A 13,573-nucleotide genomic window follows, 5' to 3' on the forward strand; every position below is an offset into this window, starting at 1 on the left:
CGGTTACGCCCGAAGCCGGTACGCGCGCAGGACCGTTTGGTCCACCGTGTTGCCGTCGGTGTCCGTCGCCACCACCCGTAGCGACACAGCGCCGCCGGGTTTCCCGCCAGGGGGAACGATGGACTTCACGGGCACCCAGCTGACCCCGTCGTCGAACGACGCGAACGCGCGAAGCTCACGGATCGTGGCCGGCCCGGCCCCGGACTGCCGCGACGCGGTGAACTTCACCGGCATCGGCGCTCCGGCCTTCCAGCTGTTGCGCAGGTCGACCGGCAGCGCGTAGTCGACCTCCAACAACGGCAGCCTGCCGTCGGCGGCGCCCGCGAACTCCCAGGCCGTGTGGACCGAAGTGGACAGAGCCGACGTGTCGCGGGCCGCGTCCAGGGTCAGCTTGTACCTACCGGTGCGGTCGGGGGCGTGGATTGAGCCCTCGCGCACGTCCGAGTAGCCCACCACCACGTCGTTGTGCCGCAGTTCCACCAAGCCGTAGCCGCTGAGCTGCCAGTTCTCCACCCAGCTGGACCCGCCGAACGGCGAGATCCGCAGGGTGACCACGTCACCTGCCCGCTCGACGCCACCGCCCTGCGACCAGGTCACCAGGGACGGACGGCCGAACCGCGGTGAGCTGACCGCGCGGAGGTCCGAGCGCTCGTACTTCCTGCCCGGCGCGTACGTCACCGGCTTCAGGTCCGCCCACGACGTGGCAGTCGGGTTGTGGAAACCCTCCTGGTGCCAGCCGATACCGTTGCCCGCCGTGTAGAACTCGGTGCGCTGCACGGGAACCATGAGTCGTTCGTCCAACGCGCCCCCGCTCAGGTCGGCCGCGCCGTTCCGCACGGAGTAGTTCCGCTGCGTGACGTAGCCGTCGTCGCCCGACGAGTGGTAGCGCGCCTTGACCTCGGCCAGTTCGGAACGGCGGATGTGCTTCGTGCCGATCGGCAACGCGCCCTTGTCCTGCAGGTACAACGTGTAGGACACCGGAGAACCCGTGATGGCGCGCAACTTCAGCCGCGACGGCGTGGTGGCCACGTGGTGTTCGCCGACCGTGATCACCGGGATCGCCGTCCGTTCGTCGCCTCCGAACGGCACCGGGCCCGCCCACAGCACGGCGACCGCACCGGCCGCCTGCATCGTCCGCGCGGCCTCGTACACGTCCTCGCCCGCGGTGCGCACCAAAGCCAGCTTGCCGCGCACGTCGGCGCCGCGCTCGGCCACGTCGAGCTCGTGGTCACCCGCCGGCAGGTACGGACTGCTTTCGAAGTACTGCACCGGCAATCCGCCCACGACCGTGAGCAACGGCTGTCCGCCCTTGAGACCCGAGTCGTAGGTCAGTTCCGGCAGCGCGGGACCGAAGGACAGCCCGTACAACGGCACCCGGCCGTCGATGACGCTGGCGACACCGTTGACCCTGCCCGGCTTGAACGGCACGCGCAGGTCGGCCTGGCGGTACCAGACCACCGACTCCTGCTCGGGGAGCTTGACGTTGATCGCCTTGCCCTGCCGCGCGTCCAGCGTCACCGAGGTGTCCTTGGTGAGTGAGACGCGACCGGCCACCTCGGTCGCCGACACCGGGTTGAACCAGGCGTAGTTCGGCGTCTTCTCGTCGATCCGGCCGATCACCGCGTAGTCGCCCACGCCGATCCGCACCGAGCCGGCACCGTCGACGATGCTCAGCACCGAGGCTTCCCTCGTGGCCAGGTCGACCAGCACCACGAACTCGTCGGGCACCGGCTTGCCGTCGCGGCCGATCATCGACAACGACAACGTGCGGCGCTCCTCCTGCACGTACGCGCCGGCCGCGGTGGTCAGCGCGATGCCGTCGGCGGAAGCCTTGATGTGGCCGAAGAACGTGCCGATGCCCTTGCGGGGATCCAGCACCACGTCGACCGCCGCCGTGCCACCGGCCGGCACCGTCACCGACGCCGGCACCGCGAAATCGGCCCCGAGATCGTGCTGCAACGCCAGGGTCACCGGCGCCGTCCCGGCGTTCGAGTAGGTGATCGTCTTCGTGAACGTCTTGGTGTGCGGCCATTCCAGCAACCCGAACGACAGGCTGCCGACGTCCGCGCGTACCTGCTGCGACACCGCCCGGCCCACGTCGAGCAGGCCGGTGCCGACGTTCGACGGCGTGTCGGCGACGGGCTTCACCGTCCCCATGAGGTGCGCCTTGAGCTCGGCGGCGGTCCAGGACGGGTTGCGCTGAGCCAGGACCGCCGCCGCGCCGGCCACGTGCGGTGCCGCCATCGACGTCCCGGTCAGCCGGGCGTGCAGATCGTCGACGTAGTGCTCCCACAGCGTGTTCTCGGCCCGTGCGGCCACGATGTCCGTGCCTGGTGCCGCGATGTCCGGCTTGACCGCGAAGTCGTTGTGGCGAGGACCGCGTGACGACCACTCGTTCACCGTGCCGGACTTGGTCAGGTTCGCCACGGCCAGCGCAGCGTCGGCGGCCGCCGGTCCGGAGACCTTGCGGCGGTCGCCCATGTTGCCCGCCGCCGCGACGAACAGCGTGCCGGTCTCGGCGGTGAGCTGGTTCGCCCTGAGCGACAACGGGTCCGTGCCGTCGGACGACATGTCCGTGCCGAGGCTCATGTTGACGACCTTGGCCCGGACCTCGCGCGCGGCCCACTCCATGCCGGCCAGGATCGCGCTGTCCTCGCACCAGGTGGCCTCGCAGACGCGGCCGACCGCGAGCTTCGCGCCCTTCGCCACGCCGGAGTACCTGTCGCCGCGGCCCGCGATGGTCGCGGCGACGTGCGTGCCGTGACCGATGTTGTCCTGGATGCCAGCCGTGGTGAAGTCCTTGGCCACCGACACGACGCCGGCGAGCTCGGGGTGGTTCTGGTCGTAGCCGGTGTCGAGTACCGCGACCGTGACCCCGGTGCCGTCGAACCCGCTCTGCCACGCGGCGGGCGCCCCCACCATCGGCACGCTCTGGTCCAGCGAGATCTTCGCCTTGCCGTTCAGCCACAACTTCCCGGCGCTGCGAGCACGCGGGTTGTTCCAGCGCCCCGCCGCTTCTTTCTTCGGCACGGCAGCAGCCCGCAAACCGTTGTCCAGCACCGGAATCCGGCCGATCTTGTCGTCGGTGTAGCCGAACGAGTGCAGTGCCGTGACGTCGAAGAAGCGCTTGTCGACGCGATCCTGCTCCACCGCGGCGATCGCGTCCGCCGGCACCACGTACTGGTGGTCGTCCCGCACGTACTGGGCGAACTGCATGCCGGGCCGCCCCTCGACCCGGACGAGTCCCCCGCGCTCGTCCACGACGACCTTGTCACCGCTGATCAGCGTGATGGCCGAGGTGTGCTGTGCTCGCGCAGGTTCTGCCTGCGCCGTCGCCGCCGGACTGAGCAGTCCGGCGGCGAGAGCGGTGATCACCAAACAGCGCGCAAGGCGCACGTGTCCTCCCCAAGGTGTGAACCTCTCCACACCTGGAGACTCCGAAGTCCGGTGGGAGGTTGCCTCACGCTCCGCGATAGGTGCCGAAGCTCCAGCGGTTGCCCTCGGGGTCGGCCACCGTGAAGCCGCGTGACCCGTAGTCCTCGTCGCGCAGCCCGCGGATCTCGGTGGCCCCGTGCGCCAGGCTCCGCGCGTGGATCTCGTCCGGCCGGTCGGTCACCACGTAGATGGACCCGGCGCCGGCCCTGGTCGCCTCGACCTCGCCGACCGAGCGGACGACGGACCCCAGCATCACGCCGCCGCCCTCGGGCCAGACCATCTCGCAGTGCACGACCTCGCCGTCGGCCTCCCCCGGCACGACGAGATGTTCCTTGAACCCGAACGCCTCCACGAGGAAGCGGATCGCGGCAGGAGCGTCCTGGTAGGACAGACAGGGCCAACAGGTAGGTGTGAGTGTGCTCATGACGGCAACTCTGCGCCCTGACCGCGCTCGCTGCCTTGTACGAATGGAAGCTCCGCCGCGATCCACTCGGTCGGGGTCGCGCCGCACAACGCGCGCCAGTCCCGGTTGAAGTGCGCCTGGTCGGTGTAACCGCAGGCAGCGGCCACCTCGGTCAGTGTCGGCCGGCGCTCGCCGCGCAGCATCCGGTTCGCCCGCTCGAACCGCATCACCCGGCTCATGACCTTGGGCGTCAGCCCGTACTCCGCGGCGAACCGCGCGCTCAGGTGCTGCCGGCTCCACCCGACCTCGGCGGCGATCTCGGCCACGGGCGCCCCGGCCGCGAGCCGCTGCCACGCCCACGCCACCTCGACCTGCTGCTTCACCGGCCTCACCAGCCTGCCGAGCAGCGAGTCCAGCTGTGCGAACCGGTCCGTCCACGTCGGCGCGCCCCGCAACCGGTCGCGCAGTTCGGCGGCCGGAGCGTCGAGTGAGTCGAGCCCGACCGTCACGCCCGAGAGCTCACCGGCGGGCATACCGAAGAACGCCCGCATGCCCAGTGGCGTGAGGTCGCACTGGACGCCGTGCTGGAACCCGTCGTGCGAGATGAGCACCGCCTCGTCGTGCAGGCCGCCGCACAGCGTGGCGAACCGGCCCTGGTCCAGGTCGACGGTGCCGTCCAGCGTCACGATCAGCGTCAGCGAGCGCGACGGCAGCCCACGGTGGACGCCGGGCTCGGTCACCATCCGATACCCGGAGTACCGCGCGACGAACGGCCGCAGCCGGGGGTGCGGCAGGCCGACGACGTGCTCGACGTCCACGCCCCCGATGCTAGAACAACTCCCCCAGCACGAGCAGCCCAGCGCCGACGGGCACGAGGTCCGAGCCGTAGGACGTGACGCTCACGTCCACGTCCGGCATCGCCGCGAGATACGCCTCCGGCGCCTCCAGCACCGACCGTCCACTCAGGACGATCTGGTCGAGATCCAGCAGCTGCACCAGGTTCGCCACCGCCGCACCGAGCACCCGCGGCGCATCCGATCCGGCTCCGGCATGCACGGCCTCCACACACCCGCGCCGCCCGCACACACAGAGCGGTCCGTCGAGCTGGATCGTGGTGTGCCCGAACTCGCCGGCGCCGGACCGGGCGCCACGGTGCACCTCGCCGCCCAGCAACAGTCCCGCGCCCAGACCGGTACCCGCGAACACCACCGCGGCGTCCCGCATCGGCCGCTGCCACGCCTCGGCGAGCACCGCGGCGTTCGTGTCCTTGTCGACGGTGACGGGCAGGCCCAGCCGTTGTTCGACCAAGGCTCGCAACGGCACGCCCTTCCAGCCGGGCAGGCCGTTCGGATCGACCACGCCGCCGGCGAAGTCCAGCGGCCCGGCGATCCCGATGCCCAGCCCGAGCACCCGCTCCCCCGGTCCGACGAGCGGGAACAACGCCTCCAGCACGTCATCCGGGGTGAACATCACGGGCAGCGGCACGACCGACGACGACACCACCTCACCGGTCAGGTCGAGCCGCACCACGCGCAGCTCGTCACGGTCGATGTACGCGCCATAGGCCTGCGCTCCGCCCGCCCGCAACTGCAGCGACATCCGGGGCTTGCCGCGGCCACCGGCACGGACCGCGCCGGTCTCCTCCAGCAGGCCCTCCTCGATGAGCCGCGCCACGATCTTCGAGACCGCCTGCGGGGTCAGCCCGGCCTCGGCGGCGATGGAAGCCCTGCTCAGAGCCCCTGAACGCACCAGCCTGAGCACGGTCCGGTTGTTGTGCGAACGCAGCGAGGTGAGGTCCACGGTCGCAATTATTCAACAGCGTTGCTTTAATTGGAAGCATGACACGAGTCGGACTGCTGGGTTACGGCATAGCGGGGCGGGTCTTCCACGCCCCGCTCATCTCCTCGACCGGGGGCATGGACCTCGTCGCGATCGTGACGGCGAACCCGGAGCGGCGGGGGCAGGCCCGTGCCGCGTACCCGGACGCGGCGATCGTCACCGCCGACGAGCTGTTCGAGCTGGACCTCGACCTCATCGTCGTCGCCACCCCGAACCGGACGCACGCCGAGTACGCGCGGCGCGCGATCGACAAGGGCGTCGCGGTCGTCGTCGACAAGCCGTTCGCGCCGACCAGTGCCGAGGCCCGGGAGCTCATGACCTCGGCGCAGGCCCGGAACGTGCCCCTCACGGTCTTCCAGAACCGCCGCTGGGACAGCGACTTCCTCACCGTCCGCGGGGTCCTCGGCCAGCTGGGCGAGGTCCGGCGCTTCGAGTCCCGCTTCGAGCGCTGGGTGCCGGAGATCTGGGACAACTGGCGCGAGTTCGGCGCTCCCGAGGAGGCCGGCGGACTGCTGTACGACCTCGGCGCCCACCTCGTCGACCAGGCGCTGCAGCTGTTCGGGCCGGTCGAGAAGGTCTACGCGGAACTGGACCGGCGTCGTCCCGGCGCGCAGGTCGACGACGACGTGTTCGTGGCACTGACGCACGAGAACGGCGTCCGCTCCCACCTGTGGGCCAACGCCCACGCGGCGAACTACGGCCCGCGGTTCCGCGTGCTCGGCAGCGAGGGCGCGTTCGAGATCAGCGGCCTGGACGAGCAGGAGGACGCGCTCGCCGCCGGCCGCCGCCCGACCGACCCGGACTGGGGGCGCGAGGAGCGCACCGGCACGCTCGGCATCCTCGGCAAGACCATCGAGGTCGCCGTCGAACCCGGTGCGTACCAGAGCTTCTACGCCGAGCTGCGGGCCGGCCGGATCCCCGTCGACCCCGCCGGTGCCGTGGACGCGCTGCGGATCATCGAGGCCGCGTTCACGTCCGCGCGCGAGAACCGGGTGGTGGAGCTGTGAACCCCACCTGCGCGGAGCTCCTCGCCCAGGAGCGGCGCCTGCAGTTCACCCGCTTCGGCAACGACGTCGCGATCGAGCTCGGCCTGCACCTGCTCGACGCCGCCCGCGAACAGGGTCTGGCGATCGCGATCTCGGTGCAGCGCAACGGTCATCGGCTCTTCCACGCCGCACTGCCCGGCACCGCGCCGAACAACGACAGGTGGCTCGAGCGCAAGGCCCGCGTCGTCGACCTGTTCGGCCACAGCTCGTTCTACGTCGGCACGGAGTTCCGCGAGAAGGGCACGACGTTCGAGGCGGAGTCGCGCCTGGACCCGGACCTGTACGCGGCGCACGGCGGCGTCTTCCCGGTGATCCTGCGCGGCACCGGCCCGGTCGGCACCGTCGGTGTCTCCGGGCTGCCCCAGGCCGAGGACCACGAGTTCGTCGTCACGCAGCTGGAATCGTTCCTGAACTCCCGCGACACGCAATAGCACGAATAGTTGTCGGCACAAAATCCTAACGTCTGCCCTGACCCACACCCTGAGGTGAACGCCGTATTGCCACACACCACTTCGAGTGGATTGCATCCCACTCGGAGTGGTGTCTCATAGCAGTCGATCACCTCCCCACAATGCGCACGAAAGGGTGATCCTACTGAGCCAAACGAGTGTTTTATTCCTTACTTAGACGAATAGTCAGGTCTCACCCAACTGCCGATCCCAAGCAGTTGCGTAGTACAGCAGTTGCACTCTGCGTAGCACTATCAGGCGCAAACCACCCACCCGAATGTCGCCTTCTTGGCGCCTTCCCAGCCCTCATCCGCGCTGACTAACGTCCATTCAGGCTTATCGGATTGGTCCATTAGCGCATTGAGATAGGTGGGTGTGGGTTGTGACTGTGACGGATTTTGACCTCAATGAGGGCCGTCAGCAGCTGAGTTTGGGTACGGCCGCCGCTCGAAATCTGGCCACGACCACCAAGTCCGTCCCCCAGATGCAGGGAATCACGTCCCGCTGGCTGCTCAGGGTGCTGCCCTGGGTCCAGGCCTCGGGCGGTGCGTACCGCGTCAACCGCCGGCTCACCTACACGCTGGGCGACGGCCGGGTCTCGTTCACCAACACCGGCGCGGAGGTCCGCGTCGTCCCGATGGAGCTCACCGAGCTGTCGCTGCTGAAGGGCTTCGACGACGAGGCCGTGCTCACCGCGCTGGCCGCTCGCTTCACGCAGCACGAGTACGGCGTCGGTGACGTCATCGTCGAGAAGGGCCGGCCGAAGGACCAGGTCGTCCTGATCGCGCACGGCAAGGTCGACAAGGTCGGCACCGGCGAGTACGGCGGCCAGACCGTGCTCGGCAACCTGGCCGACGGCGAGTACTTCGGCGAGACCGTGCTGGCCGGGCCGCAGGGCGAGTGGGAGTACACCGCCAAGGCCGTCACCCCGGTCACCGTGCTCACGTTGTCGTGGCAGGACTTCGAGGCCCTCAACGGCGAAGCGGGCGGCCTGCGCGCCCACATCCAGCAGACGTTCAACTGCCGCAACAAGCCCCAGGACGAGCACGGCGAAGCAGAGATCGACATGGCGTCCGGCCACGACGGCGAGCCCGTCCTGCCCGGCACGTTCGTCGACTACGAGCTCACGCCGCGCGAGTACGAGCTGAGCGTCGCGCAGACCGTGCTGCAGGTCCACACCCGGGTCGCGGACCTCTACAACAACCCGATGGACCAGGTCGAGCAGCAGTTGCGGCTCACGATCGAGGCCCTGCGCGAACGCCAGGAGCACGAGATCGTCAACAACAGGTCGTTCGGCCTGCTGCACAACGCGGACCTCAAGCAGCGCATCCACACCCGTACCGGCCCGCCGACCCCGGACGACTTCGACGAGCTGCTGTCGATCGTGTGGAAGGACCCCGGCTACTTCCTCGCCCACCCGCGCACGATCGCCGCGTTCGGCCGCGAGCTGAACAAGCGCGGCATCTACCCGCAGCACATCGACTTCAACGGCCAGTCCGTCCCGGCCTGGCGCGGCATCCCGGTGCTGCCGTGCAACAAGATCCCGATCTCGGACACGCGCACGTCGTCGGTGATGCTGATCCGCACCGGCGAGCAGAACCAGGGCGTCATCGGCCTGCACCAGACCGGCATCCCGGACGAGTACCAGCCGGGCCTTTCCGTGCGGTTCATGGGCATCAACGACCAGGCGATCATCAACTACCTCGTCAGCGCCTACTACTCGGCCGCCATCATGGTGCCGGACGCGATCGGTGTGCTGGAGCACGTCGAGCTGGGTCGCGAGGGCTAAAGCGTTGGCGTCCTTCACCATGCCGGAGTTCTACGTGCCGCACCCGGCCCGGATGAACCCGCACCTCGAACGTGCCCGCGCCCACTCGACGCAGTGGGCGCGGGACATGGGGATGCTCGACACGGGGGTGTGGACAGAGGAAATCCTCGCGGGCGACGACTACGGGTACATGTGCGCGTGGACCCATCCGGACGCGCCCGCGGAGATCCTCGACCTCATCACGGACTGGTACGTCTGGGTCTTCTACTTCGACGACGAGTTCTTCGCGGAGTTCAAGCAGACCAAGGACGTGCCGGGGGCCAAGGCGTACCTCGACCGGCTGCCGGCGTTCATGCCGATCAACGGCACGGACCCGGCACCCGAGCCGCGGAACCCGACCGAACGCGGGCTCGTCGACCTGTGGCAGCGCACGATCGGGTTGATGTCGCAGGACTGGCGGCGCCGGTTCACCACGAGCACCCACAACCTGCTGCTCGAGTGCATGTGGGAGATCAAGAACATCGAGAGCGGCACGGTCGCCAACCCGATCGAGTACATCGAGATGCGCCGCAAGGTCGGCGGCGCGCCGTGGTCGGCGAACCTGGTGGAGGTCTCCGAAGCGGCCGAGGTGCCCGCGTCCATCGCGGGCACCCGCCCGTTGCGGGTCCTCTCCGACACGTTCTCCGACGCGATCCACCTGCGCAACGACATCTTCTCCTACGAGCGTGAAGTGCTGCGGGAGGGCGAGAACTCCAACGGGGTGCTCGTGTTCGAGAAGTTCTTCGGCCACGACACGCAGACCGCGGTCGAGGCCGTGAACAAGCTCCTCACCTCGCGCCTGCACCAGTTCGAGAACACCGTGTTCACCGAGCTGCCGCAGCTGTTCTCCGAGCACGGCACCGACCCGCTGGAGCAGGCACGCGTGCTCAGGTACGTCAAGGGCCTGCAGGACTGGCAGTCCGGCGGGCACGAGTGGCACCTGCACGCCGGCCGCTACACCAAAGCGGAGCAGTCCGGAGGTGCAGGCGCCGGGAACTCCGCGTTCCTCCGCACGATCCTGCGCGGGCCGACCGGGCTGGGCACGTCCGCGGCGTGGCCGGGGGTGTCCCGTGGTTGAGATCCCCTCGTTCGACATGCCTTTCGCCGCACGGCTTTCCCCGCACGTCGACCGCGTCCGGCAGCACACCAGGACGTGGGTGCGGGACATGGGGATGCTCAACGGCACACCGTGGACCGAGGCGTTCTACGACGCGGCGGACTACGGCGGCTTCGGGCCGCTGACCCACCCCACCGCGTCCCTGGACGACCTGAAGCACCTCAACGACTGGCACGCCTGGGGCTTCTACCTGCACGACGCGTTCCGGGAGGGGTTCCTCCGGCCGCGCAACGTGCCCGGCGGCAGGGCGTTCGTCGCCCGGCTCAAGGAGGTCCTGGGCGGCTCCCCGGTGCCGACGCGGCACCCGGCGGAGAAGGGGCTCGCCGACCTCGTCTCGCGGTCCTCCTTGGACTCCGACGAGCGCGCCAGGCTCGCCGCGCTGTTCGACGGGCTGCTGTGGGAGCTGCACAACTCCGCCCAGGGCCGCGTTCCCGACCCGATCGATCTCGTCGAGATGCGGCGCAGGACCAACGCCGTCGAGCTGTCGGCGGCACTCGCGAGGAAGTCGGTGAACGCCGAGCTCCCCGAGGAGCTGCTGCGGAACTCGACGATGCGCGCGCTGGTCGACTCGTTCGGCGACGTTCCCGGGCTGCGGCAGGAGATCCTCGGGTTCGGCCCGCTGTACGCCACGGGTGCCAGCACCACGAGCGCGGTGCTCGCGGTACAGCAGTTCTTCGAGTGCGAGCTGCAGCAGGCGGTCTCGGTGGTCGCCGACCTGGTGGCCGCCCGGCTGCGGCAGATCGGTTCGATCATCGCCGAGCTGCCGTCGATCGCGGACGAGTACGCCCTCGACGAGGCCGCGCGTGCCGGTCTGCACCGGTACGTCGAAGCCCTGAAGTCGTGGCTGGCCGGTGAGCTGCTCTGGTCGCGGAGATCCGGCAGGTTCACCTTCTCCCCCGACCCCACCCCCACCTCGCGGTCGTTCCACCGGCCGTCCGGACTCGGCACCGCCGCAGTTCTCGTTCCATCCCGATGAAACAGATTGGCAGGACCCGCAGTGACTGTTACCGATCCGGGCCTTGGGGTCGAGGACCAGCAGCTGAGCCTTTCCCGCGCGGCGGCGCGCAACCTCGCGACGACCACCAAGTCCGCACCGCAGATGCAGGGCATCTCGCCCCGCTGGTTGCTGCGCCTGCTGCCGTGGGTCGAGGCGAAGGGTGGCGCGTTCCGGGTCAACCGGCGCCTCACCTACGCGATCGGGGACGGCCGCGTCACGTTCACGAGCGTCGGCTCCGAGGTGCGGATCGTGCCGCAGGAGCTGGCGGAGTTCCGGCTGCTGCGCGGGTTCGAGGACGAAGCGGTGCTCACCGCCGTCGCGAACCGCTTCGAGCAGCGCGAGTTCGAGCCGGGTGAGGTGATCGCGCACCGCGGCGAGTCCGTCGACGAGATCATCGTCATCGCGCACGGCAAGGTCACCAAGACCGGCCGCGGCGAGTACGGCGACGACGTGGCGCTGGGCACGATCGCGGACGGCGAGTACCTCGGCGACGAGCCGGTCCTGTCCGGCGCGGAGAAGAACTGGAGCTTCACCGCGCGTGCGTTGACGCCGACGACGGCAGTCGTGCTGTCGCGGGCGGCGTTCAACCAGCTCAACGGGCAGGTCGAGCCGTTGCGCGAGCACATCCTGCAGCAGCTGGCGCACCCGGTGAACGCGTCGAACAAGCACGGCGAGGCGGAGATCGACATCGCGTCGGGCCACGACGGCGAGCCGATGCTGCCCGGCACGTTCGTCGACTACGAGCTGCGGCCCCGCGAATACGAGCTCTCGGTGGCGCAGACGATCGTGCGCGTCCACACGCGTGTCGCCGACCTCTACAGCCAGCCGATGGACCAGGTCGAGCACCAGTTGCGGCTGACGATCGAGGCGCTGCGCGAGCGGCAGGAGCACGAGCTGATCAACAACAGGGAGTTCGGCCTGCTCGCCAACGCCGACCTCAAGCAGCGGGTCAGCACGAACTCCGGCCCGGTGACGCCGGACGACATGGATGAGCTGATCTCCCGCCGCCGCAACACCAAGCTGATCCTGGCCCACCCCAAGGCGATCGCGGCGCTCGGCCGGCAGATGTCCTCCCGCGGCGTGTACGCGCCGACCGTGGACGTCGAGGGCCAGCAGCTGCAGTCGTGGCGCGGCATCCCGATCGCGCCGTGCGACAAGATCCCGGTCAACAAGAACGGCACCACGTCGATCATCGCGATGCGGCTCGGCGAGGAGAAGCAGGGCGTGATCGGCCTGCGCCAGACCGGCATCCCCGACGAGTACGAGCCCGGCCTGAACGTGCGGTTCATGGGCATCGACGAACACGCGATGCTCAAGTACCTGGTGTCGACGTACTACTCGGCCGCGGTGCTGGTGCCGGATGCCCTGGGCGTGCTCGAGAACGTGGAGATCGGTCTCTAAAGCCATGACAGCCGAGTTTTTCGGGAAGATGACCGAACCCCTGACCGCCGGCAGGCCGGCCGCCGAGGTGCTCGCGTGGAGCCGGAGCCTCGTGCTCCCGGCTCTGCGCAGGGCCGTCGACCAGCTGCCGCCGTCGATGCGCACGATCGCCGAGTACCACCACGGGTGGCGCGACGAGTACGGCAACCCGGTGCTGGAGAACGGCGGCAAGGCGATCCGTCCCGCGTTGGTGCTGCTGGCGGCCGAGGCCGTCGGCGGCACCGCCTCCGCCGCTGTCCCGGCGGCGGTCGCGGTGGAGCTGATCCACAACTTCTCGCTGCTGCACGACGACGTGATGGACCGCGACACCACCCGGCGCCACCGGGCCACGGCGTGGACCGTGTTCGGCGTCAACGCGGCGATCCTGGCGGGGGACGCGCTGCAGGCGCTGGCCGTCGACGTCCTCGCCGGGTCGGGGCACCGGCGCGCGCTGGAGGCGATCCGGACACTGGGTGACGCCACCGTGGCGTTGCTCGACGGGCAGGCGTACGACCTTGACTTCGAGACCCGGACGGACGTCGAGGTGTCCGAGGTGGAACGGATGGCGCGCGGCAAGACGGGCGCTCTTCTGGGCGCCTCGACGGCGTTGGGCGCGTTGTACGGCGACGGCACCGACGAGCAGGTCGAGGCGATGCGTGGCTACGGCACCGAGCTGGGCCTGGCGTTCCAGCACGTGGACGACCTGCTCGGCATCTGGGGCGACCCGGCGGTGACCGGCAAGGCCGCGCACTCGGACCTGGTGAACCGCAAGAAGTCCCTGCCGGTCGTGCGAGCCCTGACCGCCGGTGTGCCCGCGTCCGCCGAGCTGGCGTCGTTGTACTCCGGCTCGCAGGAGATGGACGCGGAAACGCTTGTGCGGGCGGCGTGTCTGGTGGATGCGGCCGGTGGCCGGGCGTGGAGCCAGACGCAGGCCGACGAGCTCCACACGCAGGCGCTGGTGCGTCTCGGCGAGGCGTCCCCGACCGCGCGTGCGGCCGTGGAGCTCGGCACGCTCGCCCAACTGGTCACCCACCGAGACCACTGAACCCTGTGAAAGGCAC

General features: G+C 69.6%; 10 protein-coding genes and 1 pseudogene. 7 read left to right on the forward strand and 4 right to left on the reverse strand.

Going from position 1 to position 13,573, the window contains the following annotated elements; translation table 11 throughout:
- Positions 1–3: 3 nt before the first annotated feature.
- From ACRSBM_RS23475 to ACRSBM_RS23490, 4 genes are all read right to left on the reverse strand, one after another.
- Positions 4–3,396 carry a S8 family serine peptidase gene (locus ACRSBM_RS23475; RefSeq protein ID WP_434446025.1) on the reverse strand — a complete coding sequence of 1,131 codons (3,393 nt, stop codon included), beginning with the start codon at positions 3,394–3,396 and terminating at the stop codon, positions 4–6.
- Positions 3,397–3,460: 64 nt separating this feature from the next.
- Positions 3,461–3,859, reverse strand: a complete 399-nt coding sequence (locus ACRSBM_RS23480; RefSeq protein ID WP_434446026.1) for a VOC family protein — start codon at positions 3,857–3,859, stop codon at positions 3,461–3,463.
- Positions 3,856–4,656, reverse strand: coding sequence for a helix-turn-helix domain-containing protein (locus ACRSBM_RS23485; protein WP_434446028.1), 801 nt, complete (start codon positions 4,654–4,656; stop codon positions 3,856–3,858). The genes ACRSBM_RS23480 and ACRSBM_RS23485 overlap by 4 nt, the downstream gene beginning before the upstream one ends.
- Before the next feature lie 10 nt (positions 4,657–4,666).
- A complete protein-coding gene (locus tag ACRSBM_RS23490; protein WP_434446030.1) occupies positions 4,667–5,638 on the reverse strand; it encodes an ROK family protein in 972 nt (323 codons plus the stop codon).
- A 38-nt stretch (positions 5,639–5,676) separates the two neighbouring features.
- On the opposite strand from ACRSBM_RS23490, the gene ACRSBM_RS23495 reads away from it, so the two are divergent.
- From ACRSBM_RS23495 to ACRSBM_RS23525, 7 genes and pseudogenes are all read left to right on the forward strand, one after another.
- Complete coding sequence (locus ACRSBM_RS23495; RefSeq protein WP_434446032.1) at positions 5,677–6,684, forward strand: Gfo/Idh/MocA family protein; 1,008 nt, start codon at positions 5,677–5,679, stop codon at positions 6,682–6,684.
- The gene (locus ACRSBM_RS23500) at positions 6,681–7,154 is read left to right on the forward strand and encodes a heme-degrading domain-containing protein (protein ID WP_434446034.1); all 474 of its coding nucleotides are present in this window, start codon (positions 6,681–6,683) and stop codon (positions 7,152–7,154) included. Before ACRSBM_RS23495 ends, ACRSBM_RS23500 begins: the two co-directional genes overlap by 4 nt.
- Before the next feature lie 502 nt (positions 7,155–7,656).
- Positions 7,657–8,961 (forward strand): family 2B encapsulin nanocompartment shell protein, encoded by a 1,305-nt coding sequence (locus tag ACRSBM_RS23505; protein ID WP_434446036.1) that lies wholly within the window; start codon positions 7,657–7,659, stop codon positions 8,959–8,961.
- Positions 8,962–8,965: 4 nt separating this feature from the next.
- A pseudogene (locus ACRSBM_RS23510) lies at positions 8,966–10,018 on the forward strand (terpene synthase family protein); the annotation flags it as partial.
- Positions 10,019–10,049: 31 nt separating this feature from the next.
- Entirely contained in the window at positions 10,050–11,072 is a 1,023-nt protein-coding gene (locus ACRSBM_RS23515; RefSeq protein ID WP_434446038.1) for a terpene synthase family protein, read from the forward strand.
- A gap of 21 nt (positions 11,073–11,093) precedes the next feature.
- Entirely contained in the window at positions 11,094–12,494 is a 1,401-nt protein-coding gene (locus ACRSBM_RS23520) for a family 2B encapsulin nanocompartment shell protein (RefSeq protein WP_434446040.1), read from the forward strand.
- A gap of 4 nt (positions 12,495–12,498) precedes the next feature.
- Positions 12,499–13,557: a family 2 encapsulin nanocompartment cargo protein polyprenyl transferase gene (locus ACRSBM_RS23525; protein ID WP_434446041.1), complete on the forward strand. Its 1,059-nt coding sequence runs from the start codon at positions 12,499–12,501 to the stop codon at positions 13,555–13,557.
- The last annotated feature ends 16 nt before the right edge of the window (positions 13,558–13,573 follow it).

This window comes from Lentzea xerophila (genome assembly GCF_051094245.1).
Lineage (GTDB): Bacteria > Actinomycetota > Actinomycetes > Mycobacteriales > Pseudonocardiaceae > Lentzea > Lentzea xerophila.

Coding starts and splice junctions, on each gene's coding strand:
- ACRSBM_RS23480 (WP_434446026.1), bottom strand. CDS start 3,859: ATGAGCACACTCACACCTACCTGTTGGCCCTGTCTGTCCTACCAGGAC.
- ACRSBM_RS23495 (WP_434446032.1), top strand. CDS start 5,677: ATGACACGAGTCGGACTGCTGGGTTACGGCATAGCGGGGCGGGTCTTC.
- ACRSBM_RS23505 (WP_434446036.1), top strand. CDS start 7,657: ATGCAGGGAATCACGTCCCGCTGGCTGCTCAGGGTGCTGCCCTGGGTC.
- ACRSBM_RS23525 (WP_434446041.1), top strand. CDS start 12,499: ATGACAGCCGAGTTTTTCGGGAAGATGACCGAACCCCTGACCGCCGGC.